The sequence below is a fragment of the Mycolicibacterium aubagnense genome (assembly GCF_010730955.1).
Taxonomy (GTDB): domain Bacteria; phylum Actinomycetota; class Actinomycetes; order Mycobacteriales; family Mycobacteriaceae; genus Mycobacterium; species Mycobacterium aubagnense.
This window is the reverse complement of the sequence record NZ_AP022577.1, coordinates 189673-212761: the sequence shown is the minus strand read 5'-3', so window position 1 is coordinate 212761 and position 23089 is coordinate 189673. Positions and strand designations below refer to the sequence as shown.

The 23089-nt window shown below is 66.8% G+C and carries 23 protein-coding genes and 2 pseudogenes; 13 read left to right on the top strand and 12 right to left on the bottom strand.

Annotation, left to right across the window (positions count from 1 at the left end; all coding sequences use genetic code 11):
- Window positions 1-6: 6 nt before the first annotated feature.
- Together G6N59_RS01285 and G6N59_RS01280 are read right to left on the bottom strand one after the other, a co-directional pair.
- Entirely contained in the window at window positions 7-918 is a 912-nt protein-coding gene (locus G6N59_RS01285) for a DUF389 domain-containing protein (protein WP_138230464.1), read from the bottom strand.
- Between the two features lie 9 nt (window positions 919-927).
- On the bottom strand, window positions 928-1404 hold the full coding sequence (locus G6N59_RS01280; RefSeq protein WP_138230463.1) for a winged helix-turn-helix transcriptional regulator: 477 nt from the start codon (window positions 1402-1404) through the stop codon (window positions 928-930).
- 96 nt (window positions 1405-1500) lie between these two features.
- Here G6N59_RS01280 and G6N59_RS01275 point away from each other — a divergent pair, with 96 nt between their 5' ends.
- On the top strand, window positions 1501-2685 hold the full coding sequence (locus G6N59_RS01275) for a thiolase family protein (protein WP_138230462.1): 1185 nt from the start codon (window positions 1501-1503) through the stop codon (window positions 2683-2685).
- Window positions 2686-2689: 4 nt separating this feature from the next.
- Here G6N59_RS01275 and G6N59_RS01270 read toward each other — a convergent pair whose 3' ends face one another.
- Entirely contained in the window at window positions 2690-3121 is a 432-nt protein-coding gene (locus G6N59_RS01270) for a nitroreductase family deazaflavin-dependent oxidoreductase (protein WP_138230461.1), read from the bottom strand.
- A 77-nt stretch (window positions 3122-3198) separates the two neighbouring features.
- Between G6N59_RS01270 and G6N59_RS01265 the strand changes: the two genes are divergently transcribed.
- Entirely contained in the window at window positions 3199-5751 is a 2553-nt protein-coding gene (locus G6N59_RS01265; protein WP_138230460.1) for a flavin-containing monooxygenase, read from the top strand.
- Here G6N59_RS01265 and aspS read toward each other — a convergent pair.
- Window positions 5744-7534 (bottom strand): aspartate--tRNA ligase, encoded by a 1791-nt coding sequence (gene aspS, locus G6N59_RS01260; protein ID WP_138230459.1) that lies wholly within the window; start codon window positions 7532-7534, stop codon window positions 5744-5746. The genes G6N59_RS01265 and aspS overlap by 8 nt on opposite strands.
- A gap of 71 nt (window positions 7535-7605) precedes the next feature.
- Between aspS and G6N59_RS01255 the strand changes: the two genes are divergently transcribed.
- Window positions 7606-8487 (top strand): oxidoreductase, encoded by an 882-nt coding sequence (locus G6N59_RS01255; protein ID WP_138230458.1) that lies wholly within the window; start codon window positions 7606-7608, stop codon window positions 8485-8487.
- Window positions 8488-8489: 2 nt separating this feature from the next.
- On the opposite strand, the pseudogene G6N59_RS01250 reads toward G6N59_RS01255, so the two are convergent.
- Window positions 8490-9137, bottom strand: a pseudogene (locus G6N59_RS01250) (phosphoribosyltransferase); the annotation flags it as partial.
- Between the two features lie 109 nt (window positions 9138-9246).
- Here G6N59_RS01250 and G6N59_RS01245 point away from each other — a divergent pair.
- Together G6N59_RS01245 and G6N59_RS01240 are read left to right on the top strand one after the other, a co-directional pair.
- On the top strand, window positions 9247-9711 hold the full coding sequence (locus tag G6N59_RS01245) for an MPT63 family protein (RefSeq protein ID WP_138230456.1): 465 nt from the start codon (window positions 9247-9249) through the stop codon (window positions 9709-9711).
- 33 nt (window positions 9712-9744) lie between these two features.
- Window positions 9745-10260 (top strand): SRPBCC family protein, encoded by a 516-nt coding sequence (locus G6N59_RS01240; protein WP_138230455.1) that lies wholly within the window; start codon window positions 9745-9747, stop codon window positions 10258-10260.
- On the opposite strand, the gene G6N59_RS01235 is transcribed toward G6N59_RS01240, so the two are convergent.
- A complete protein-coding gene (locus G6N59_RS01235; protein WP_179970259.1) occupies window positions 10248-11744 on the bottom strand; it encodes a carboxylesterase/lipase family protein in 1497 nt (498 codons plus the stop codon). The two genes, G6N59_RS01240 and G6N59_RS01235, sit on opposite strands and share 13 nt — an antisense overlap.
- A gap of 62 nt (window positions 11745-11806) precedes the next feature.
- On the opposite strand from G6N59_RS01235, the gene ypfJ reads away from it, so the two are divergent.
- Window positions 11807-12697, top strand: a complete 891-nt coding sequence (gene ypfJ, locus G6N59_RS01230) for a KPN_02809 family neutral zinc metallopeptidase (protein WP_138230454.1) — start codon at window positions 11807-11809, stop codon at window positions 12695-12697.
- Here ypfJ and G6N59_RS01225 read toward each other — a convergent pair.
- A pseudogene (locus G6N59_RS01225) lies at window positions 12694-13964 on the bottom strand (HNH endonuclease). The gene ypfJ and the pseudogene G6N59_RS01225 overlap by 4 nt on opposite strands.
- A gap of 99 nt (window positions 13965-14063) precedes the next feature.
- Between G6N59_RS01225 and G6N59_RS01220 the strand changes: the two are divergent.
- Genes G6N59_RS01220 through G6N59_RS01205 form a run of 4 tightly spaced genes read left to right on the top strand, consistent with a single transcriptional unit; the run spans window position 14064 to window position 17677 of the window.
- Window positions 14064-14663: a TetR/AcrR family transcriptional regulator gene (locus G6N59_RS01220; RefSeq protein WP_138230453.1), complete on the top strand. Its 600-nt coding sequence runs from the start codon at window positions 14064-14066 to the stop codon at window positions 14661-14663.
- Window positions 14660-16222, top strand: coding sequence for a flavin-containing monooxygenase (locus G6N59_RS01215; protein WP_138230452.1), 1563 nt, complete (start codon window positions 14660-14662; stop codon window positions 16220-16222). The genes G6N59_RS01220 and G6N59_RS01215 overlap by 4 nt, the downstream gene beginning before the upstream one ends.
- Window positions 16219-17040: a mycofactocin-coupled SDR family oxidoreductase gene (locus tag G6N59_RS01210; RefSeq protein ID WP_138230451.1), complete on the top strand. Its 822-nt coding sequence runs from the start codon at window positions 16219-16221 to the stop codon at window positions 17038-17040. The genes G6N59_RS01215 and G6N59_RS01210 overlap by 4 nt, the downstream gene beginning before the upstream one ends.
- A 19-nt stretch (window positions 17041-17059) precedes the next feature.
- On the top strand, window positions 17060-17677 hold the full coding sequence (locus tag G6N59_RS01205; RefSeq protein ID WP_138230450.1) for a TetR/AcrR family transcriptional regulator: 618 nt from the start codon (window positions 17060-17062) through the stop codon (window positions 17675-17677).
- 2 nt (window positions 17678-17679) lie between these two features.
- On the opposite strand, the gene G6N59_RS01200 is transcribed toward G6N59_RS01205, so the two are convergent.
- The 3 genes from G6N59_RS01200 to G6N59_RS01185 all read right to left on the bottom strand — a co-directional run bounded on the left by G6N59_RS01200 (window position 17680) and on the right by G6N59_RS01185 (window position 20778).
- Window positions 17680-18705: an Rv2578c family radical SAM protein gene (locus G6N59_RS01200; protein WP_138230449.1), complete on the bottom strand. Its 1026-nt coding sequence runs from the start codon at window positions 18703-18705 to the stop codon at window positions 17680-17682.
- Between the two features lie 30 nt (window positions 18706-18735).
- Window positions 18736-19413, bottom strand: coding sequence for a PAS and ANTAR domain-containing protein (locus G6N59_RS01195; RefSeq protein WP_138230448.1), 678 nt, complete (start codon window positions 19411-19413; stop codon window positions 18736-18738).
- Window positions 19414-19761: 348 nt separating this feature from the next.
- On the bottom strand, window positions 19762-20778 hold the full coding sequence (locus tag G6N59_RS01185) for an iron-containing redox enzyme family protein (RefSeq protein ID WP_138230447.1): 1017 nt from the start codon (window positions 20776-20778) through the stop codon (window positions 19762-19764).
- 345 nt (window positions 20779-21123) lie between these two features.
- On the opposite strand from G6N59_RS01185, the gene G6N59_RS01180 reads away from it, so the two are divergent.
- From G6N59_RS01180 to G6N59_RS01170, 3 genes are all read left to right on the top strand, one after another.
- Window positions 21124-21423 (top strand): hypothetical protein, encoded by a 300-nt coding sequence (locus G6N59_RS01180; RefSeq protein WP_138230446.1) that lies wholly within the window; start codon window positions 21124-21126, stop codon window positions 21421-21423.
- Between the two features lie 111 nt (window positions 21424-21534).
- On the top strand, window positions 21535-21741 hold the full coding sequence (locus tag G6N59_RS01175; protein ID WP_138230445.1) for a hypothetical protein: 207 nt from the start codon (window positions 21535-21537) through the stop codon (window positions 21739-21741).
- A gap of 94 nt (window positions 21742-21835) precedes the next feature.
- Window positions 21836-22585 carry a DoxX family protein gene (locus G6N59_RS01170; protein WP_138230444.1) on the top strand — a complete coding sequence of 250 codons (750 nt, stop codon included), beginning with the start codon at window positions 21836-21838 and terminating at the stop codon, window positions 22583-22585.
- A gap of 91 nt (window positions 22586-22676) precedes the next feature.
- Here G6N59_RS01170 and G6N59_RS30520 read toward each other — a convergent pair whose 3' ends face one another.
- Together G6N59_RS30520 and G6N59_RS01165 are read right to left on the bottom strand one after the other, a co-directional pair.
- Window positions 22677-22832 (bottom strand): DUF6131 family protein, encoded by a 156-nt coding sequence (locus G6N59_RS30520; RefSeq protein WP_170212392.1) that lies wholly within the window; start codon window positions 22830-22832, stop codon window positions 22677-22679.
- A gap of 29 nt (window positions 22833-22861) precedes the next feature.
- Complete coding sequence (locus G6N59_RS01165) at window positions 22862-23074, bottom strand: hypothetical protein (RefSeq protein ID WP_179970258.1); 213 nt, start codon at window positions 23072-23074, stop codon at window positions 22862-22864.
- Window positions 23075-23089: the final 15 nt, after the last annotated feature.

Here is a 23089-nt window from a genome sequence, read left to right as displayed (position 1 = left end):
AGAACGCTAGGCGCGGCGCGTCCGGTTGTACCCGGCCAGTACCAGCACGCCTGCCGCTGTGATGCCGATCATGTTCACCGCCAGCTGCCCGGCCGAAGCCAGGGCCACGTCCCAGTCCCGGGTGGTGGCCGCGACAACAGACATCCCGGCCGCCGGGACCGTTGTCACCGAGATGAAAACCCCAACCAGCGCAGCCGATTTCGAGGTCACCAGGGACAGCATGCCGGCTGCTCCGGCCAGCAGCGCCACCACGAACGAGAACGGTCCGACCTGGAAGATGAAGTCGACGTTCTGCAGTTGATGGATGGTGCGGACCGTCACCCAGCCCAGCGCCTCGAAGCCGAGGGTGGCCACTGCCGTGATGGCCATCGCCACCGGGAATCCGATGACCAGCGCCAGCGCGGCCCGCCGCGCGAGGTAACCCTTGCGCCGCACGACCGCGACCGCCAACGCGGCCAGCGGTCCGAATTCCGGCCCCACCACCATGGCTCCGACCACCGTGATGGCCGAGTCGCTGACCACGCCCACCGCCGCCAGGAGACAGGCGATGCAGAGGAAGGCCAGGTACGAGAGGCCGAGACCGCTCTGCTCACGCGTGCGCAGCACCAGTTCGTCCCAGATCACGGCGTCCTCGCCGTCGCCGTCGATCTCGTCCTCGGCACGGTAGGCCGCGGTGGACAGCACAGTGTCGAGCACTTCCATCGTGATCGCGCCGTCCTGGTCGATGCCCAGTGCCCGCAGCCCGCTGATCAGGCCGTCTGCGGCATCGCGGGCGATGTCGGCGGTGACCACGTCACCGTGCGGATCGATCGCGGCACCACGATGCGCCACCACGTTGGCGATCCCGCGGTGATGCCGATACAGGTCGAGCACCGACTCGGTCAGCTCCGGTGGCGTGATGACGCGTAGATGCAACACGGCCGAAGGTTACCGACCGCGGCGGCGGGCCAGCTTCATTCCGAGCTCCTCCGGTGGGACCTCGTGTCCCTCCGCGCAGCGGATCTCCACGGTGGCGTCGGCGCCGCAACCCAGGTGCGTGAGCCGCAGGCCGGTGTCGCCCAGATGGTGCCTGCCCCACTCGAACATCGCCCACACCACCGGCATGAAGTCCGTGCCGGCCTGGGTCAGCACGTACTCGTCGCGGCTGCGCTGGCCGGGCTCCTGGTACGGCTGTTTGGTGAGCAGCCCGGCCTCGACCAGCTCCGCCAGCCGGGCCGAGGTGGCCGCCTTGGTGATGCCGACCCGTCGGGCGAAGTCGTCGAATCGTGTTGTGCCGTAGTAGGCCTCGCGCAGGAGCAGCATCGCCGATGTGGTGCCGACCAACGACATCGTCTTCTCGATGGCGCACTGGCCGACGGCCGACCACTTGTCGCGATCGGCGAGGACACCCTGGAGCGCTGTCATGCGAATCACTCTACCGCTGGGTTGCTCTTGCCATACTCAGGTGTTACATCTGGGTATAGGAAGCAGTACTCAGCGTGGAGTTCCAGGAGGATTCTGATGTCCGGATACACAGACCGCGACGCCGTCATCGTGGCTGCCGTACGCACGCCCGTCGGCAAGGGCAAAGCGAGCGGCGCGTTGCACGACGTTCTTCCCGCCGATCTGCTGGCCCACAGCCTGCGGTCGGTCGTGGACCGCACGGGCGTCGATCCCGCACTGGTCGACGACGTCATCGCCGGTGCGGTCACGCAAGCCGGCGATCAGGCGGCCAACATCGCCCGTAACGCCGTGCTGGGCGCGGGTTTCCCCGAGAGCGTGCCCGGCACCACCGTGGACCGGCAGTGCGGCAGCTCGCAGCAGGCCATCTCGTTTGCCGCACAGGGCGTGCTCGCCGGGTCGTACGACGCGGTGATCGCCGCCGGCGTCGAGTCGATGTCCCGGGTCCCGATGGGCGCGGCCGTGCTGCCCGGCAGCAACCCGTTCGGCGTCGGCATGGCCGAGCGCTATCCCGAAGGTCTTGTCCCCCAGGGCATCAGCGCCGAGTTGATCGCCGCGCGGTGGAACTTCTCGCGCGCCCAACTCGATGAGTTCTCCGCCGCCAGCCACGAGAAGGCGGCGCGGGCCGCCAAGGACGGGCTGTTCGACAACGAACTGGTGCCGGTGGCCGGCCTGACCACCGACGAGACCATCCGGCCCGGCACTTCCGTGGAGTCACTGTCCGGATTGAAGCCCGCGTTTTACAGCGACGCCTACGGCGCACGTTTCCCGCAAATCCGTTGGGAGATCACGCCCGGCAACTCGTCGCCGCTGTCCGACGGCAGCGCCGCGGTCATGATCACCAGCGGCGCCTTCGCCCGCAGCCACGGCCTTGAGCCGTTGGCCCGCATCCACACCATGACCGCGGTCGGCTCGGATCCGTTGTACATGCTGACCGGCGTCATCCCGGCGACCGCGAAGGTGCTCTCCCGCTCCGGCCTGTCGCTGTCCGACATCGACCTGTTCGAGGTGAACGAGGCGTTCGCGCCCGTCGTGCTGGCGTGGGCCGCCGATATCGGTGCTGATCTCGCCAAGACGAACGTCAACGGCGGCGCCATCGCCATCGGCCACCCACTCGGCGCCAGCGGCGCGCGCATCATGAGCACCCTGGTCAACGCCCTCGATCAGCGCGGCGGACGCTACGGGCTGCAGGTGATGTGCGAGGGTGGCGGCATGGCGAACGCCACCATCATCGAGCGGCTGTAGCGCCTCAGGCGCGAACCAGCTCGAACAGCGGAATGACGCGCGCCGTCTTCGCCTGGTAGTCGGCGAAGACGGGGGCCACGGCCGTGACGAGCGGATACGTGGCCTCGCGCTCGTCATCGGGCAGTTCGCGGGCGACGACCTCGTAGGAATCGGTGCCGATCTCGATGTGCGCGGCCGGGTTGGCGCGGAGGTTGTGGACCCAGTCGGGATGGGTGTCTGCGCCGGCCTTCGAGCCGACGATGATGATCTTGCCGTCGACCGGCAGGTACGCCAGCGGCGACATCCGCGGCTGCCCCGACTTGGCACCCGTGGTGTGCAACAGCAGCAGGTTGCCGCCCTCGAACTGTCCACCCACCTTGCCGCCGTTGGCGCGGAACTCGTCGACGATGGCGGCGTTGAAGGCGTGGAAGGACGCGGCGTCCGTGAATTCGGTCATGACTGACCCAACCGCCTAAAGCGGCCCAAATGTTCCCGTCCCGGCGCGATACTTGCGTGGTATTGACGGAGGTGCAGATGACGCCACAAGGCCACACCACAGGCGTCGACGCCGTCGTGGTCGGAGCCGGGTTCGCCGGCCTGTACCTGATATACGAACTGCGCAAGCACGGCTTCTCAGCTCGCGTCTTCGAGGCCGGCAACGACATCGGCGGCACCTGGTACTGGAATCGGTATCCGGGCGCGCGGGTCGACATCCCCAGCCTTGACTACATGTTCAGCTTCGACCCCGACTGGCACCGGGACTGGCAGTGGTCGGAGAAGTACGCCACCCAGCCGGAGATTCTGCGCTACCTGGGCCACGTCGCCGACAAGTTCGACCTGCGCCGCGACATTGCGCTCGGCACCCGCGTCACCGGCGCGCACTGGACCGACGGAACCTGGCGCGTGCGCACCGACTACGGCGACGACGTCACGTGCCGTCACCTGGTGATGGCCACGGGCTGCCTGTCGATACCCAAAGAACCCGATATCCCCGGCATCGAAACCTTCACAGGCGAAACGTTCCACACCCACCGCTGGCCCCACGAACCGGTCGACTTCACCGGCAAGCGGGTCGGGGTGATCGGCACGGGATCGTCTGGCATCCAATCGATTCCGTTGATCGCCGCGCAGGCCGCACAACTGACCGTCTTCCAGCGCACGCCGTGCTTCTCCATCCCGGCCCACAACGGGCCGGTGTCGGCGGAAAAGCTGCATGCACTGGCCGACGAGCCGGCCTACCGGGCCGCGGCGCGGGCCTCGTTCGGCGGGGTACCGCAGGAGCGCACGCTGATCCCGACGTTCGCGGTGCCCGCGGCCTACCGCCAGCAGCGCTACGAACGGGCCTGGCAGATCGGCGAACTACTGGAAACGCTCAACGTGTTCTCGGACCTGATGAGCAACCCGGCAGCCAACGAGTCGTTCGCCGACTTCGTCCGCGACAAGATCCGCGCGGCCGTGCACGATCCGCGGACCGCAGAACTGTTGTGCCCCAATGACTATCCGGTCGGAGCGAAACGCCTGTGCCTCGACACCGACTACTATGCGACGTTCAACGAGCCCCATGTGCGCCTCGTCGACCTGCGGACCCAGCCGTTGGTCGGGGTCAGCGAAACCGGCGTCAAGACCGTAGGTGAGTCCTTCGGTCTCGACGCGCTGGTGTTCGCCACGGGCTTCGACGCCATCACCGGCGCGGTGACGGCCATCGACATCGCCGGGCGCGACGGACTCGCACTGAAAGACAAATGGGCACAAGGGCCGTCGACCTACCTCGGCCTCACCACCACCGGGTTCCCGAACCTGTTCCTCATCACCGGACCGGGCAGTCCGTCGGTGCTGTCCAACATGGCGGTGTCCATCGAGCAGCACGTCGAACTCGTCGTCGGCGCGATGGCGTATCTGCGTGCGCATGGTTTCGACACCATCGAACCGACGCCGACCGCCGAAGCCGGCTGGATGCAGCACGTCGCCGACGCGGGCGCCATCACGATGTTCCCGCAAGCGAATTCGTGGTACGTCGGCGCCAACATCCCCGGCAAGGCTCGGGTCTTCATGCCGTACGCCGCGGGCGTCGACTTCTATGCCGCCGCCTGCGCCGACGTCGTCAGCCAGGACTACCTCGGTTTTCAGCTGACCGGCCCCCACGGTTCGCAATGCCACGACGGTGTGGTCCGGCGGCTGCAACCCGACGTCCAGATGGTGCTGGACATGGTGGCGGCGATGAATCCGCCTCCACTGGAATCACTTCCGGTCGACGTGGCGCGCGCCACCATGGTCGAGGCGAATGCCGCCCGGCCGCCGGGTCCGGACGTCGGCGAGCTCATCGACGGCCGATTCCCCGGTGCCGCAGGCGAACTCGACTACCGGCTGTACCGTCCGGCGACGCCCCGGCCACACCCGGTCCTCGTCTACTTCCACGGCGGCGGCTGGGTACTGGGTGACGCGACGTCCGACGATCCGCTGTGCCGCGACCTGTGCGTGCGGGCCGATGCCCTGGTCATCTCGATGAACTACCGGCACGCCCCGGAGCATCCGTTCCCCGCGGCCGTCGAGGACGGTATCGCCGCCCTGCAGTGGGTCGCCGACAACGCCGGCGCCCTCGGTGGACTTCCCCACCGGTTGGCGGTCGCCGGATGGAGCGCCGGCGGCAACATCGCCGCCGGCGTGTGCCAGTGGGCCCGCGATCACGGCGGCCCGCACCTCAGCGGGCAACTTCTGCTGACGCCGGTGACCGACGCGCAGCCGTACCCGTCCTACGAGGAGAACGCCGACGGCTACGGGCTCACCACACCACTCATGCAGTGGTTCGATGAGCACTACGGCGGCCCCGCCGACGATCCGCGCCGGGCCCCGCTGCGCGGCGACCTCGCCGGCCTGCCACCGTCGATGGTGGTGACGTGTGAGTTCGACCCGCTCCGAGACGAAGGCAACGCCTACGCCGCCGCGCTGGCCGGAGCGGGGGTGCCGACCGAGCACGTGCAAGCCCGCGGCCACACGCACCTGTCGACGACGATGGTCGGCATGGTCGTGTCGGGAGAACCCATCCGCGACCAGATGGCCGCGGCGCTGCGGAGGTTCTTGACTACTTAGCCTCGGCCTTGGCTTCTGACTTGGCTTCGGGCTTGAAGTCGATGCCCGACTCCTTGCGCTGCTGCGCGGTGATCGGCGCCGGGGCTTCGGTCAGCGGGTCGACGCCGCCGCCGGACTTCGGGAACGCGATGACCTCGCGAATCGAGTCCATCCCAGCCAGCAGCGCTACAATCCGGTCCCAGCCGAAGGCCAGACCACCGTGCGGCGGCGCGCCAAAGGCGAAGGCGTCCAGCAGGAATCCGAATTTCTCCTGGGCCTCGTCATGGTCGATACCCATCATCGCGAACACCCGCTCCTGGACGTCGCGGCGGTGGATGCGGATCGAGCCGCCGCCGATTTCGTTGCCGTTGCAGACGATGTCGTAAGCGTCGGACAGTGCAGCGCCGGGATCGGTGTCGAAGGTCGCCTCCGACTCGGGGGTGGGCGCGGTGAAGGCATGGTGCATGGCAGTCCAGGCACCCGAACCGACGGCGACGTCGCCCGAGGCCGTCGCCGCATCGGCGGACTCGAACATCGGCCAGTCCACCACCCAGGTGAACGCCCAGGCGTTGGGATCGATCAGGTCGAGGCGCTTGGCGATCTCGATGCGGGTGGCACCGAGCAGGGCACGGGCACCCTTGGCCGGACCGGCCGCGAAGAAGATGCAGTCCCCCACCTTCGCGCCGACGTGCTCGGCCAGACCAGCTCGCTCGGCGTCGGTGAGGTTCTTGGCCACCGGGCCGCCCAGCTCGCCGTCCTCGCCCACGAGCACGTAGGCCAGGCCCTTGTGGCCGCGCTGCTTGGCGAACTCCTGCCAGCCGTCGAGCGTGCGGCGCGGCTGTGACGCACCACCCGGCATGACGACCGCGCCCACGTAGGGCGCCTGGAACACCCGGAACGGGGTCTCCTTGAAGTAGTCCGTGCACTCAACCAGCTCGACGGCGAAGCGCAGGTCCGGCTTGTCCGAACCGAAGCGGCGCATGGCCTCGTCGTAGCTGATGCGCGGCAGCGGCAGCGGCAGGTCGACGTCGATCAACTTCCACAGTGCCGCCAGCACCGCTTCGGCGACGCCCATGACGTCGTCGGCGCCCACGAAGCTCATCTCGAGGTCCAGCTGGGTGAACTCGGGCTGGCGGTCGGCGCGGAAATCCTCGTCGCGGTAGCAGCGGGCAATCTGGTAGTAGCGCTCCATGCCGGCCACCATGAGCAGCTGCTTGAACAGCTGCGGGCTCTGCGGCAGCGCGTAGAACGAGCCCGGCTGCAGGCGGGCGGGCACCAGGAAGTCACGGGCGCCCTCAGGCGTCGACCGGGTCATGGTCGGCGTCTCGATCTCGATGAAGTCCTGCTTGTCGAGCACCGCGCGGGCCGCTGCGTTGACCTTGGCGCGCAAGCGAATCGCGTTACCCGGGCCTTCCCGGCGCAGGTCCAGGTAGCGGTACTTCAGGCGGGCTTCCTCGCCCGGCGTCTCGTCGAGCTGGAACGGCAGCGGGGCGCTCTCGGACAACACAGTGAGCGCCACCGCATTCACCTCGATGTCACCGGTCGCGATGTCCTTGTTGGCATTGCCTTCCGGGCGCACCTCGACGACGCCGGTCACCTGGACGCAGAACTCGGCGCGCAGCCGATGCGCCTGCTCCAGCACCGCGGCGTCACGGAACACCACCTGGGAGACCCCGGAGGCGTCGCGCAGGTCGATGAAGATGACGCCGCCGTGGTCGCGCCGGCGCGCCACCCATCCGGCGAGGGTCACCGTCTGGCCGGCGTCGGTGGACCGCAACGAACCGGCGGCGTGGCTGCGCAACACGAAATCTCCTCAAGACGTCTGGATTCGATCGCTAAGTCTAAAGGGGCGCCTCGACCGGTATTTTGGCGACAGTGAGCTTTGCCCTCGTAGGACCAGGCGCCATCGGATCGACCATCGCCGCACTGCTGTACGCAGCGGGTCGCGAGGTGGTGCTGTGCGGGCGGACCGCCCGGGAGCAGATCGAGGTCCGGGTCGACGGCGCCGAGCCGATCGTCGTACCGGGCCCGGTACACACCGATCCCCAAACCGTCACCGGCCCGGTCGACGTCGTACTGCTGGCGGTCAAGGACACCCAGTACGCCGATGCCGCTCCGTGGCTGGCCGGCTTGTGCGGCAAAGACACCATCGTCTGCGCACTACAGAACGGTGTCGAGCAGGCCGACCGCCTGCGGCCCTACTGTCCCGAATCCGCGGTCGTACCTGCGGCGATCTGGATCGCCGCGGAAACCCAACCCGACGGCTGGGTGCAGGTGCGCACCGCACCGCGGGTGGTCCTGCCCGATGTTCCGGCCGCGACCCGCCTGGCGGCGGCGCTGGACGGCAGCGGGATCGACATCGAATTGGACGCGGACTTCCTCAGTGCCGCGTGGCGCAAGCTGCTCGTCAATGCGGTGGTGGGTTTCATGGTCCTGTCCGGGCGCCGTTCGGGGATGTTCCGGCGCGACGACGTCGCCGCGGTGGCCCGTCGTTATCTGGACGAATGCCTTTCCGTCGCGCGAGCCGAGGGCGCGACGCTTCCCGACAGCGTGGTCGATGAGATCGCCGACATGCTCGCGCAGGCGCCCACCGACATGGCGACCTCGATGCTGATCGATCGCGAAGCAGGCCGTCCGCTGGAATGGGACATCCGCAACGGCGTCATTCAGCGCAAGGCCGCCGTGCACGGCATCGCCACCCCGATCAGCGACATCCTGGTGCCACTGCTGGCCGCGGCGAGTGACGGCCCGGGTTAACGCAGCAGCCGGCGCACCTCGGCGTCGCTGACCTGGCCGAAATCGTGGTAAGACTCCCCGACGGCCGCGAACGGCGTCGGCATGTCGGCACAGACGATCTCGTCGACGATTCCGGTGAGCTGCCGGCACGCCGACTCGGCAGCCACCGGGACCGCGACCACCAGCATCCGCGGGCCGCTCGCGCGCACCACCTCGGCCGCCACCCGCATGCTGGCTCCGGTGGCCATGCCGTCGTCGACCAGGATCACGGTCCGCCCGATCACGTCCGGTGGTGGCCGGCCGCGGCGGTAGTCCGCTTCACGCCGCCGCAATTCGCGACCCTCGGCCTCCGCGACCTCGGTGAGCGTCTGCCGCGAAATATGCAGTGGCCCAACCACATCCTGATTGACGACGATGTGACCACCGCCGCCGAGCGCGCCCATGGCGTACTCCTCGTGACCGGGGACGCCCAGCTTGCGAATGATCAGTGCGTCCAGCGGCGCGCCGAGCGCTTCGGCGATTTCCCGCGCGACGGGGACGCCACCGCGGGCCAGACCGAGCACGACGACATCGCGTCTGCCGCGGTACGCCGTCAGCAGACCGGCCAGCACGCGCCCCGCCTGCGTGCGGTTACGAAAGATGCGCCTCGATACCTGGTTTCGCGTAGACATTGGGTCTGCCTCGTTCACGTCGGTCTAGTTCCGGATCCTATTCCCATCAGCGCTCTTCAGTGGTAATCCGTAATTGACAGGGCATACAAAAACGTTCGAGGAGGCAGAAGTGAAAGTCACCGGAACAGCTGTTGCGGTTCTCTCGGTCATCGGCATCGCCGGTGCGCCGATCGCGTCGGCCGGCTATCCACTCGTCGGCAAGCTCGGCAGCACCATGACGATGACCGATACGGTCGGTCAGGTTCAACTGAGCTGGCGGGTCTCGGACCTCAAGCCGAGCTCCGATGTCATGCCGGGCTATCCGGTCGCCGGAAAGCTGTGGGAGGCCACGGCCACCGTCCGCGCGCTCAGCGGCCCGGTGACCCCCGGTGTTTCACAGTTCAACGCTGTCGCGCCCAACCAGGCCAGCTACCGCGTGCTGTGGATGGTGGCCAGCCCGGTCAACATCAGCGGCGCGACCATCCCGCAGGGCGGGCAATCGACCGGAAAGATCCACTTCGACGTCACAGGCCCCGCACCCACGACGGTAACGATGAACAACGGCATGGAGGACCTGATGGTCTGGACCCCGTGAGTTAGTAGACACCCTGCTCTAGGGTGTCTACTCATGAGGACCTACCAGTGCGAACGCGTCGGCGTGGATTTCATCGACAGCGCACCGTTCCGCTTCGTCAGCAAAGTCGATCTGGCGATCAAGCCGGAGCAGCTGTTCGAGGTCTTCGCGGATGAGACAGCCTGGCCGCACTGGGCGACGTTGATCACCAACGTGGAATGGACCAGCCCGAAGCCGTACGGCGTGGGCACCACCCGCACGGTGACCATGCGCGGCCACATCGTCGGCGACGAGGAGTTCATCGGCTGGGAACCGTTCTCCTACATGGCTTTCCGATTCAACACCAGCACCTCGAACATGCTTTCGGCCTTCGCCGAGGGCTATACCGTCGAAGAGACCGCGGATGGCTGCCACCTGACGTGGGTGATGGCCATGAAGCCGAACGGTCTCGCCGGTGAGCTGGGCATGCGAGCCGGCCGGCCCGTGATGGCGTGGCTGTTCCAGCGGTTCCTGCACAACCTGCGCCGCTACTGTGGCGAACGCTACGGGGACGAACGCTACGGCGCGTAGAGCCCTTCCCAGACCGCACGTCGCACCTGGTCGGGGTCGTCAATGGTCTCGTCACGCATCGAACCGATGACCCGGGTGGCCCGGCGGTCGGTGTCGTATGCCGGCCAGTCCGCCATGCCGTCCGAGCGGGTCGCGAAATCCAGCCACGTGCGCTGCATGCGCCGGCCCACCGACGGCTGCACCTGACGCCCCAGCGGGTGCAGCATCCGGCCCAGATACGAACCGTAGCTGTGCTGAATGTGCACGATCTCGCTGCCGTGCGTCGCGCCGAGGCCCAGCACTTTGAGCGTCCAGGTGGTGTGGTCGAACCGGTAGACGTGCGTCGGCGCGTGCCGGCTGTAGGCGTCCGCGAAGGCCCACGTCGGCGCGCCGAACATGACGTCGGAGCCGATCGCGATCAGCGCCCGGCGGCGGGGATAGCTCGGATAGGCCTGCAGCACAACATCTTTGGACTCCGGCACGATACGCGCGAAATAGTCGTCGACCATCGGCACCGTGGTGGGCAGCATCGGCGGCCTCCCCCAGGCGAACATCGACGCCTCGCGGCTGTTGGTGCCGACGATCAACGGCACCTTCGCCACCGCCCCGGCCCGGGCGGCCGTCACCGGATGTGCCGGCAGCAGGTCGACACCGTAGGTCAGCCCGTAGGCCAACTTCGGGCTGTTGGCGGCACTTTCTCCCTGCAGCTGGCCGGCGGCGCGGCGTAGTTGGCGCTGCGGCAGCGCGATGATTTCATCGACGCCGACGTCCAGACGGCGCACGAATTCGTGAGCCTGCCGCGCCCGGGTTTCGCGGTCGGCGATGAGCGGCAACGCCGGGCTCTGCGCGATGGCCCGGCCGAACAGCCCGTCGGCGGCGGGACTGGCCAGCAGCGCCAGCACCGACGTGGCACCCGCAGATTCGCCGAACACGGTGACCTGGTCGGGATTCCCACCGAATGCCGCAATGTTGTCGCGCACCCATTGCAGCGCCGCGATCTGGTCCCGCAAGCACAGGTTGTCGTCGAATCCCGGACCAAGATCGCCGAGTTCGAAGCCGCCGAACACGCCGAGCCGGTAGGTGACGTTGACGACCACCACATCGCCGTTGGCCGCCAGCCGGGAGCCGTTGTACAGCTGTAGCTGGCCGGCCCCGAACACGAACGCACCGCCGGGAATCCACACCATCACCGGCAGCGAACCCGTGACATCGGGTGACCACACCGTCACGGTCAGGCAGGCTTCATCCCGCATCTTGGGGTCGTCGCGCCCGCCACCGACGAACGACTTGCCCTGCGGCGGGATGGGTCCGTGGTCGATGGCGTCGCGAATGCCGATCCATGGGATCAGCGGCTGCGGAGCGCGGAACCGCAACGGGCCGACGGGCTGCTCGGCGTAGCCGACGCCCCGCCATACGTGCACGCTGCCTTCGGTGGTGCCCCGGAGGGCGCCCGCGACGGTGTGAACGATGGTCGAACGGTCGATGGTTTCGGGCTGGACGGCCACACCGGAAATCCTAGTGTGGAAAGCTGGCAACCTGTCGTATTCGAGGCCCGGACGGAGCGGTGATGACCTTCAACGAAGGTATGGAGATCGACACGAGCAACACGTCGACCAGTGGGGGTGGCGGCTTCGGCGGCCGTGGCATCGCGATCGGCGGCGGCATGGGCGGTTTGGTGATCGTGGTGGTCGCCATGTTCCTCGGGGTGGACCCGAGTTCGATCCTCGGCCACCAGAACCAGGCACCCCAATCGAGCCAGGGCTCCAGCGCGTACGACCTGAGCAAGTGCAAGACCGGCGCCGACGCCAACAAGTACCTGGAGTGCCGCATCGTGGCGACAGGCAACTCGGTGGACGGCGTATGGTCCCAGCTGCTCAAGGGTTACCGCCCGCCGAAGATCCGGTTGTTCAGCCAGAGCGTCAACACCGCGTGCGGACCGGCCACCACCGAGGTCGGCCCGTTCTACTGCCCGGGCGACAAGACCGCCTATTTCGACACCAGCTTCTTCCAGACCCTCGTCGACCGATTCGGTTCCAGCGGTGGACCTTTGGCCCAGGAGTACGTGGTGGCGCACGAGTTCGGCCACCATGTGCAAGATTTGCTCGGTGACATCGGCCGGGCACAGACGGGCCGCGGCGGCGCCGAGGGCAACGGCGTGCGCACCGAACTGCAGGCCGACTGCTACGCCGGCGTGTGGGCCCACTACGCATCGACGGTCAAGCAGAAGAGTACGGGCGTGCCGTACCTGCAGCCGTTGAGCGACAAGGACATTGCCGATGCACTGTCCGCAGCCGCTTCCGTCGGTGACGACCATATTCAGAAGCAGGCCACCGGCCGCGTGAACCCCGAGTCCTGGACACACGGATCGTCAGCGGAGCGCCAGAAGTGGTTCACAACGGGCTACCAGACCGGTGATCCCAAGCAGTGCGACACCTACAACGCACAGAACCTGGGTTAGGCCGCGGGGTGGACGCGTGCGATGTAGATATCGCGGGTGAAGATGCGTAGCGCTTCGGGCCCTGGTGGTGCGGTGCTGGTGTAGACCGCACCGGTGGGTGTGGTCAGTTGGACGGTGTGCCGGCCGTGCCGGTCATAGGTCGTGGCCGCGTGCCAGCCGGGTTGTTCTTTTACGTAATTGCAGTGCTCACACAGCCCTTGGCCGTTGTGGGCACTGGTGGGCCCGGTCCTGCGGTGCGGGGTGATGTGGTCGGTGTGCCGGATCCGGGCATTGCAGAACGGGGTCCGGCACATCTGATCCCGCAGCGCGATGAACCGAGCCAGCGCCTCGGAAACGCCCGAGCCTTCGACTCCATCGCCACCAACTTGTTCGCCCCAGGCTGGGCATACAAACGCCGTAACGCGGCCCCCGCCTTCTCATCAGCCGCCGCGGCCAACACCAGGTCGCGGGCCAGCGACGCCGGAATAGGCCCATAGCCGTCCAACTGCGCGGGCTCATCACCCCCGGTCAGCAGAGTCTCATCGGAGAGCACGAGGTTGACCGTCACCGGCACCGGCGTCTCGACCGGATTGCGTCCGGTGACTCGCTCCACCACGACGTCCGCCATGACCTGCTGGCGGCTGCGCCCGGACCCCGCAGCCACGGCCGTGGCTGCCTCGCGCGAGACGGTCTGCCGAACCAGCTGACCTTGTGCAGCGGGCAGCAGCACCGTCATCGACATCATGCCGTCACGGGCCACCCGGAACCGCACGTGCCGAGAGGCCCGCGCCCGCGTCATCTTCTCCAACACGGTCTGCTGATCCAACTCATAGGCGATCCGCGCGGCTTCCGCCGAAACCTCGGCGTTCCCCAACCCCTCCAACGGGGCCGGGTCCGCACAGAGCTCACCGTCGAGAAGTTGACGATCCAATGCCGACAGGCACGCCGCCTCTTTGGTGATCAGCTCAGCCCGATGCTCCGACAGCACGCCGGATTCCAGAGCGGCCAGCGTGCACGGCATATCAGCCACCAGAATGCGGGCCATCGCCACCAGCCGCTCACCGCGGTGCGGGGACTCCCCCCGGGCCAACCCCACCTCCGACCCCAACGCCGCCCGCGACACCCGCAGCCCACCTGCAGCCGCGACCGCCACCCGCCGCGCCTCAAGTGCCGCCGCCGCCCGGGCCTGCCCCGCCGCCGCAGCCGCCTTCACCCGCTCAAACTCAGCGATCCGACCCAGCAACGCCCCCTCATCGGCGTCCGGGTCAACCACCGAGCTTTCGCTCATACGTTCGACACTACTCGCATCCACCGACAAGGCGCTACCCCCAAGAATCAGTTCTCCAAATCATTGACCACATTGAACAGATTTCGTTAATGTGTTCAAATGCCTGCCAAGCCGCCGACACCCCGGACCATCTCGCCGGCACTGGTCGAAGCCACCGCGGATACGTTGCATCGTTTGGGACCAAGACAATTCAGCCTCACTGCCGTTGCTGAAGCCGCCGGTGTCTCGCGCGGCACCGTGTACAACGCACTCGGCGGTCGCGATCACGCGATCAGCGTCGCACTGGACCACCTGGCCTCGGCCTTCGTCGACGGCATGGCGGCCGAGATCGACAAACAATCCACCCTGGCGGACCAGGTTGCCGCCGCCGCGGTCCTGATCTGCACCCACCGGCAGAGTTCTCCCTCGGCGCCGCAGAAGGGCATCAACGAGGGCATCGTCGTCCTGCTGTTGCGCAACATCGGCGAGGACCTGATGAAGCGCGCCGTGGAACTCTGGAAGCCGCGCGTCAAAGCCGCGCAACGCGACGGTGAAATCGGCGCCGGAGTGGACCCCGCCCGCGCCGGCGAATGGATCGTCCGGGTGCTGCTGAGCTTCGAACTGCTCCCGCCCATCGGCGTCAACCTCGACAACCCCCGCGCCATCCGGCGCTTCGTCACCGATCACATCATCAGCGGACTCACCGGAGAGGCACCATGACCACACCCGACCACGAAGTGGTCATCATCGGCGCGGGTCCCGGCGGTATCGCGTCCGCTCATCTGTTGCAAGAGAAGGGTATTCACGACTTCGTCATCGTCGACCGGGGTGACGACTTCGGCGGCACCTGGCGCGACAACCACTACCCCGGCCTCGCCGTCGACATCCCGTCGCTGTGGTACCAACTGTCGTTCGCGCCGAACCCGAACTGGAGCCGGTTCTTCGCGCCAGGACCGGAGATCTACGCGTACCTCCGCGACACGGCTGACAAACTGGGGCTGCGTCCGCACCTGCGCGGCAATTCCGAAGTCGTCCGCCAGCAATGGGACGACGACGAGGGCATCTGGCGGCTGTCCATCCGCGACCAGCCCGACATGACGGCCCGGTTCCTGATCAGCTCGGTCGGCGGTTACGTAAACGCCAAGAACGTGATCGACATCGACGGCATCGGGGACTTCGAGGGCACCATCATGCGGCCCAACGCCTGGGACGACGACTACGACGTCCGCGGTAAGCGCGTCGCGGTGATCGGTACGGGGTCCAGCGGGGTGCAGATCACCGGGGCGCTGTCCGGGGTCGCCGCGAATCTCGATGTCTACCAACGCACTCCGGCCTGGGTGCTACCCAAGGTCGACTTCGACATCCCGCTGTGGCTACGGCGCCTGCTCAAGGTTCCGGGCTTTGTCGGCGTGGTCAACGCGTTCGGACGGCTCCTGATGGACGCGGCGATGGTCGCGCCGATCATTCACGTCTTCTCGCGGCTGCCCCGCACGGTGCTGACCAAGCTCATGCCCTTGTATGACGGCCACAGCCGCAACCTCTACCGCCTGTTGTTGCGCTCCACGGTGCAGGACCCAGCCACTCGCAAAGCGCTGCTGCCCCGCTACGGGATCATGGCCAAACGTCCGGTCATCTCGAGTGATTTCCTGCCTGCGCTCAATCATCCCGACACGCACCTGATCACCACGCCCATCGAGCGGATCACCCGCGACGGTGTTCGCACCATCGACGGCGTGGACCGTCCTGCCGATCTGCTGGTCACCGCCACGGGCTACGAGCTGTGGACCGACCCGGAGACGTATCGGCCCGGGACCATCATGGGCTCCAATGGTTTCGACCTTGCCCAGTACTATCACGCCCACGGCCTGCACGCCTACGCCGGCACGGCCCACCCCCGGCTGCCCAACCGCTGGGAGATCGTCGGCCCGCTCGGATTCGTCGGCTTCGCCTGGATGGACTATGTCGAAACCGTTGCGGCCCATGCTGTTCGGCTGATCGACGAAGCCAGACGCCGCGCTGGCGCGCCCGTCGTGGCGGTGAGCAACGAGGCGTTCAACCGGTGGAACGCCTTGATGGATCGACGTGGCCGCACCGCCCACACCTACTACACCCGCGCCGCCGAGCTGAACACCTATTTCGTCAACTCACAGCACGAAACGCCCTACTACCGACCGCAAACCATCACGGGTTCAAGGATTTTCGCGCGGCGCTCACCACTCACGGACTACGAGTTCACCGCCGTCCAGGCCGCCACGATCAGTGAGGAACTCAGCGCATGACCGATCAACCACTGGCCGGCAAGGTCGCCTTCGTCACCGGAGCCGCACGCGGGCAAGGCCGTTCGCACTGCGTCCGGTTGGCCCGGGCCGGCGCCGACATCGTCGCAATCGACGCCTGCGCACCGGTCACCGAGGCCAACGGGTACGAGCCTGCCACGCCTGCGGACCTGGCCGAGACGGTGCATCTCGTTGAAGGCGAGGGCCGCAAGATCTATGCCAAAGCGGTCGACGTCCGGGACGCCGAAGGCCAGCAGCGTGTGGTCGCCGAAACCATCGAGCAATTCGGCCGGCTGGACATCGTCGTCGCCAATGCGGGCGTGCTGAACTGGGGGCGACTCTGGGAGATCTCCCAGCAGCAGTGGCAGGACACCCTCGACATCAACCTGACCGGGATGTGGAACACCATCCGGGCCGTGGTGCCGGCGATGATCGCGGCAGGCAACGGCGGCTCGATCATCGCCACCAGCTCGGCTGCCGGCATCAAGGCGGTGCCGGGCTGCGGCCACTACTGTGCCACCAAGTTCGGCGTTGTCGGCATGATCAACGCGTTGGCTGTCGAACTCGGCGAGTTCGGGATCCGGGTGAACTCCATTCACCCGTACGGCACCGACACCCCGATGGGCAACGACGTGTCGATGTACCAGGTCCTGCAGGATCATCCGCAGTACATCCACAGCTTCTCCCCTGGCGCGTTGCCGACCGATTCGCTGATCAAGCCGGACCAGATCTCCGACATCGTGGTGTGGCTGGCCAGCGACGCATCGTCGTTGGTGACGGCTGCGCAAATCCCGGCAGACAAGGGCTATCTCAAGATTTGACCGGGTAACGTGAGTCGCCATGGCGAAGGTGACCGCCGGGGTGGCAAACAACAGTCCCGAAGCGCAGACGCGCGCCCAACAGTTCATGCGCTCGGCCCTCGACATCCTTGGCGAGACCGGCCGGACAGAGTTCACCGTCCTCCAGGTGGTGGAACGTTCGAAGACGTCGCTGCGAGCCTTCTATCAGCATTTCGCCACCAAGGACGAGCTGGTCTTGGCACTGATCAACGCGATGCTGAACGAGTTCACCACGACCTGGCAGGCCGAGGCAGCGGAGCTGGAACCGGCTGCGGCACTGCGTACGCTGGTCGACCGCATCTGCGTGCCGCCCGCGTCGAGCACCCAGGACAGCATCAACCGTGGACTCACCTTCTACCACGACCGACTGGCCGAAACCATGCCTGACGACTACGGCCGAGTGCTGACCCCGTTGCACGCACTCATCATCGACATCGTCGAACGCGGCATTGCCGATGGCACCTTTCGCCCCGGCCTCGACGTCGAAACCACAGCGGCACTGGTCATGCAGACCATCTTCGGCGCCCTCCGGTTGCGCGCACTCGGCCCCGGCCTCGGTCTCACCCCTATCGGCAGCGACCGCATCTACGCGTTCTGCCTGCGTGCGTTGGACAAGTAGCATCAAAACAACGCAGGCTGCACCGCCCCGGCGGGCACTGCCGCCGGGGCGGTACGCACGGTGTCAGGTCTGTGTCCGCTGTTACCTAGGCCGTACCGAACCACCAGCGGGGCCACCCGGGTGCGCAACCGTTCGCGGTACTCCGGGCCGAGATATGCCCCGCGACCATACAATTCACGATATCTGGGCAGGAGCTCCGGATACGCGGAGCCCAGCCAGGCCAGGAACCAGCCGCGGGTCGCGCCGCGCAGGTGCAATCCGAACACCGTCACGCCGGTCGCGCCTGCGCCGGCAACACGCGACAACAAGGCATCCAGCTGCTCGACGGAGTCGGTGAGATACGGCAGTACCGGCGCCACCATCACATGGCAGCCGAGCCCCGCCTGCGCAATCGCCGAGATGAGCTCCAGCCGCGCCGCCGGCGTCGGCGTGCCAGGCTCGACCGAACGATGCAGGTCTGGATCCAACATCGCCAATGACACCGCGACGCTGACCCCGACCCGCCCGCCGGCATCGACGATCAGCGGAAGATCGCGACGCAGCAGCGTGCCCTTGGTCAGGATCGAGAAGGGCGTCCCCGAATCCGCCAGCGCCGCAATGATTCCGGGCATCAGCGCGTACCGGCCCTCGGCCCGCTGATACGGATCGGTGTTAGTACCCAATGCGACCGCATCGCGCGTCCACGACCGCCGAAAAAGCTCGCGCCGCAACACTTCTGCGACGTTGGTTTTCACCACCAGCTCGCGGTCGAAGTCGTTGCCGGAGTCGAAGTCCAGATACTCGTGGGTGGGCCGCGCGAAGCAGTACCGGCAGGCGTGCGAGCAGCCGCGGTAGGCGTTGACGGTGTAGCGGAACGGCAGATTCGACGCCTCCGGCACCTTGTTCAACGCCGACTTACAGAGCACCTCATGGAACGTGATGCCATCGAACTTCGGCACCCGGATGCTGCGCACCAGCCCGAGGCGTTCCAGGCCGGGCAACGCACCATCCACTTCGGCCTGCGCTACCGCCTGCCCGTCCCACCGCATACTTCATTCGAACAATTGTTCGACAAAATGTCAAGCCTCGTCATCGTCCTCGTCAGCAGGACCGTCGGCGAGCAACAGATGGTCGATCGCGATGACCGTCTCCGGCGCCAGACCCTCGCGCATCACGGCCTCCACCAACCGGCTCGCGACGGTTCGGAGCTTCACCTGGGTGGCCTGCGAACGCCATTTCAGAATCTCGAAGGCGCGGTCGGCGTCGATACCGTAGGCCGCCATGAGGATGCCCTTGGCCTGATCGATCACGGCGCGCGATTCCACTACCGAGGCGATGGCCACGGTGAGATCGGACTGAATGCCGGAGGTCACGTCGATGTAGTAGCCGCGGGTGCCGGTGATTTCGCCATCCTCGTCGGTCATCCGGTCACTGACCACCACGACCCAGTGGATCTTCCCGTCGCAGTCGACGATGCGGTGCCGACTGCTGTACAACCCGCCGGTCTTCACCCGTTCGAGGATCTCGGCAACCTTGGCACGGTCGTCGGGATGCTTGTGGCTCAGCAGCAACTCGGTGGTGGGCTCCACTTCCCCCAGGGTGTAGCCGTGCATGCGAGCGACCTCTTCCGACCACACCCACCGCTGCTCAGCGAGACTGAACTGAAAACTGCCGACATGCTGAGTATCGCCGCCGCTGAAGACGGCAGCGACGTCCCAGGACTCGGATTCGGCGATTTCGCCGTTGGTTTCAGTCATGTCATTGTGGGGTGACAGGTAGTCGCAGCAATCCTAACGCGGTACGGGGATTGTCCGCCTCCAGTTTGCCGGGTTACGAGTCCCACGACCTGATCTAACAGGCCGGGCGAGCCGAGCAGGCCGGCTTCCACGGGCTCTGGGTGTCTGATCACTTCCACCCGTGGAACGACGAACAGGGCCAGAACCCCTTACGTCTGGCGTGCAACGTGTTTCGCCGGCGTCTGCGCAATTTCCCGAACATTTCTCAAAGCACCCACAACACAGCATCGGTATGCCCTCGCGCCGCCGGTGCATCTGACGGCCGCGCTGGTGGCGCTACTCAGGCTGGAGTTCGGTCGTCATCCGGCGTCACGGCCAATTCCGCAGCGACGAACATCCCGCCGCCCAACTGGACAGCAGATGAGTCGCGAGCATCCCCTCGACGGCATCGAAGGCGCGAATACCGAACACCACGTCCCGATCGAGGTCGGGCTCACGGGTTAGCAGGTCGGCTACCACGTCCTTGCGCACCACCTGTTCATGGACGGCGTCCGCTTCGACGTGCTCACGGTAGAATTCGACGCACGCCTGTGGCGCGCCAAGCCTGTTGAGTCCCTTCACGATTCGTTGCGAGGCCGGTGATGACGTCAGTTCGGTCGCGGCGAAATGACCGACGGCCGCGCCCCGTAGGTGCCGGTGCAGTCCGAACATCGACATCAGGTTCACCACCGCTAACGTGGCACCCGTGGCGTTGCCCAGGTAGTGCAGGTACTTGTCGCACATGCCCGCGGCACCGAGCAGATCTGCGAACAACCGCTGATGCATGGTCCGGTAGCCGCCACCGCCGCCGTACTCGTCGTATTCGACCGCCACGAATGCCGCTTTCGCACGGCCGGTCAACCGCGGAATGATCCACGACTGCGGATCGGCTTCCTTGAGGTGATAGAGCGAACGATGGGCGAAGTACTCCTGCATCTGCGACCACGTTGCCCGGTCTCGCAGGTAGACAGACAGACTCGTGCGGTCGACAGGTGCCGACTCGCAGCGATCGAGTTCGTCCTGCGCCGACGCGTCGAGCGGGATGTCACCGACAAGCAGGCGGACACCGGCGAGAAACCGCTCTTCGATGCGGTGACGGACATCGAGCAGCGCGGGATTCCATTCCCACTTCTCGTCGGTGCCGGCGAAACCGCGATAGTGCAGCTCGTAGCAGACATAGAGCGCCAACTGCAGATCGAGACCGAAGGGGTCGACGTCGCCGAGCGGTAGCTGGATGCGAGCCAGATAGGCCGAAGGCAACCGCTCACCGAGCAGCTCGATCACCACACTCGACAAGGGGCCACGGGGATCCGGGAGCAAAGGCTGGAGTAATTCATCTGTGCACATGGGAAAATCGCAATACCCGCAGGCGCGGGCCGCTAAACCCGGGTTTGGACCGGCCGGATCGGGGTCGTACCGGTGCGCATGTCGCAACCGGCGCCCGTGTGCACACCGGTCGTTCGGACACGGAGGCGGGCAGTCCCGCGCAGAGCTGCTGTCGATCATGTTGGGCGAGAACGTTGTCCGTGCCTTCACGAGCAGGACCTGGGGACCATGAACCAATCTGAGCCGCATACCCGCTGCCGCTGAGCCGAATTCGGTCTGCGTCACCGCACCACGGGTGTAGATCCGCCCTCCGCTGGGCAATACACAGGTAACGCACACCGGAGGACTGTCCCCAGGAGGTATCCGATGAAAGATCCCGTCGACCATGCCCGCACCACCCGACCGCACGCCGGCGAGTCGCTCAAGGACGGCTCCAACGCCCCCGGCCTGCTGGCTGTCGCCGTTGCCGTGGTCGTCCTCGTGCTCAGCCTCTACTTCTTCGCCTCCGGGCAGCCGGTTACGGGTGGCGTGGCCCTGGTGATCGCTGCGGTCCTGGCCGCAGCGGGTGGCACGTGGCTCGCCTTGCGGCACCGGCGCGTTCGGAACCGCGACCTCGAGTTTCTCGATACGCATCCCGGTGCGCCACGAACGCCGCCGACCAGTTGATCCAGCCGGCTCACGGCCGAGATACCGTGGTCGGCCGCCGTTGGCACTGGGGACCGGCGCCTCAGACTTGCGAGTGTTTTCCGGGCTCCGTGCCCGGGTATCCGCACCGTCATGACACCAGAACAGTTTCGGGACGCCGTTCCGGATGCCGATGCCGTCGAGCAGTCACGAGACGTGCACGAACAGGCCCCCGACGACGAGTCCGCGGTGAGCGGTCCGGCCGGCCCGCCGATGGATGCAACGGCACACGACTGGCAGGAACAGACGGAAGTCGTCGACATCGACCCTGACGAAGACGATCTCGGCCGAGATGCCTGACATGGATGCCCCATCCCCTATCCCGGGCACACCGCCATTCGAGCGGCCGGCCAGATGATGTTTGGGCCAGGGCCGCACGGGAAATCCCTGCCCCATGATCATTCGTAGGATCGCCCGTCCGCTTCTGGCCACTGCGTTCATCGGACAGGGTGTCGAAACCCTGTTGAACATCGACTCGGGTGCGCAAGCCGTACGCCCCGCACTCGACGGCCTGAAGGACATGCCCGATCCGGTGGCGCGCAACTTGCCGTCGAACGCCGTCGCCGTGGCGCGGGCCACCGCGGCCGCACAGGTCGGCGGTGGCCTGCTGCTTGCGACCGGCCGCATTCCGCGCGTCGCCTCGGCGGTGCTCGCGGCGACAGTCATTCCCGCCAACCTGGGTAATCACATGTTCTGGGCCGAGAACGATCCCGAGGCCAAAGCCGCGAAACGCCGTGGCTTCCTTGCCGACCTCAGCATGCTGGGCGGTCTGATCCTCGCCTCGGCCGACACCGCCGGCAAACCGTCGCTCGGCTGGCGGGGACGGCGGGCCGCTCAGCGGGCGGCAGAAGCCCTCTCATCCACAGTGCCTTCGCGGACTGAAGTCGCGCTCGCCCGCATGCCGGAGTTGGGCGAGAAGGTCGGCCACGGCGTCCAGACAGGTTTCGAGCACGGCCGCGAACTCGCCGGTGTCGCGCTCGACAAGCTGGAAGGGGGCCTCGAAAAAGCTGCCCCGTATGCGGAGACTGCCTACCGGAAAGCCACTGCACGTGCTTCAGAGTTGGCCGACACCGCACGAGAGCAGGCAACCGAATTGGCCAGTACCGCAGTCAGTAACGCAAAGAAGGCGAGAGCCCGGGCCTAGCAGGCGAGAGCCCGGGCCTGCTGGGCCCGGGCTCCTGCCCCCTCGTACCGGTCGCTCCTGCCCCCTCGTACCGGTCGTGGCCGCCGATGTGTCAATACCAATAGCGCCGCCCGGCAACGGCATGGCCGGCCGCGCCGAAGAGCCAGAAGACCGCGCCCACCACGAGGAGCACGATGCCCAAGACCCACAGCAGATACACGTTGAAGACGAAGCCCAGGATGAGCAGGACTGCTCCCAAAGCAATCATGATGTTCGTTTCCTTATCTCACACACGGTTCACCGCATCGAACTTGGTTGTGGCAGTCGGCAATCGACGACCTTCGGATTGACACCGGCGTAGTTCAACGGGCCGGCTACCACGGTCAGCGCGATACGCCCCGCCGAGCCGCAGCTGGTGTCGCCGCCGCGGAAATAGTCGCGTTGCCACGCCGCCAATACACCGACCAGCAGCCAGACCACCACGATGACCCCCACGCTTCCTCGCAACATGGCTCCTCCTACACA

Bases quoted from the DNA above. Each gene is read 5' to 3' on its own strand.
- G6N59_RS01215 (WP_138230452.1), top strand. From the start codon at position 14,660: ATGACCACACCCGACCACGAAGTGGTCATCATCGGCGCGGGTCCCGGC.
- G6N59_RS01280 (WP_138230463.1), bottom strand. From the start codon at position 1,404: ATGACAGCGCTCCAGGGTGTCCTCGCCGATCGCGACAAGTGGTCGGCC.
- G6N59_RS01170 (WP_138230444.1), top strand. From the start codon at position 21,836: ATGATCATTCGTAGGATCGCCCGTCCGCTTCTGGCCACTGCGTTCATC.
- G6N59_RS01205 (WP_138230450.1), top strand. From the start codon at position 17,060: ATGGCGAAGGTGACCGCCGGGGTGGCAAACAACAGTCCCGAAGCGCAG.
- G6N59_RS01175 (WP_138230445.1), top strand. From the start codon at position 21,535: ATGACACCAGAACAGTTTCGGGACGCCGTTCCGGATGCCGATGCCGTC.
- G6N59_RS01165 (WP_179970258.1), bottom strand. From the start codon at position 23,074: ATGTTGCGAGGAAGCGTGGGGGTCATCGTGGTGGTCTGGCTGCTGGTC.
- G6N59_RS01220 (WP_138230453.1), top strand. From the start codon at position 14,064: ATGCCTGCCAAGCCGCCGACACCCCGGACCATCTCGCCGGCACTGGTC.
- G6N59_RS01180 (WP_138230446.1), top strand. From the start codon at position 21,124: ATGAAAGATCCCGTCGACCATGCCCGCACCACCCGACCGCACGCCGGC.
- G6N59_RS01185 (WP_138230447.1), bottom strand. From the start codon at position 20,778: ATGTGCACAGATGAATTACTCCAGCCTTTGCTCCCGGATCCCCGTGGC.
- G6N59_RS01265 (WP_138230460.1), top strand. From the start codon at position 3,199: ATGACGCCACAAGGCCACACCACAGGCGTCGACGCCGTCGTGGTCGGA.
- G6N59_RS01200 (WP_138230449.1), bottom strand. From the start codon at position 18,705: ATGCGGTGGGACGGGCAGGCGGTAGCGCAGGCCGAAGTGGATGGTGCG.
- G6N59_RS01240 (WP_138230455.1), top strand. From the start codon at position 9,745: ATGAGGACCTACCAGTGCGAACGCGTCGGCGTGGATTTCATCGACAGC.
- G6N59_RS01210 (WP_138230451.1), top strand. From the start codon at position 16,219: ATGACCGATCAACCACTGGCCGGCAAGGTCGCCTTCGTCACCGGAGCC.
- G6N59_RS30520 (WP_170212392.1), bottom strand. From the start codon at position 22,832: ATGATTGCTTTGGGAGCAGTCCTGCTCATCCTGGGCTTCGTCTTCAAC.
- ypfJ (WP_138230454.1), top strand. From the start codon at position 11,807: ATGACCTTCAACGAAGGTATGGAGATCGACACGAGCAACACGTCGACC.
- G6N59_RS01270 (WP_138230461.1), bottom strand. From the start codon at position 3,121: ATGACCGAATTCACGGACGCCGCGTCCTTCCACGCCTTCAACGCCGCC.
- G6N59_RS01195 (WP_138230448.1), bottom strand. From the start codon at position 19,413: ATGACTGAAACCAACGGCGAAATCGCCGAATCCGAGTCCTGGGACGTC.
- G6N59_RS01275 (WP_138230462.1), top strand. From the start codon at position 1,501: ATGTCCGGATACACAGACCGCGACGCCGTCATCGTGGCTGCCGTACGC.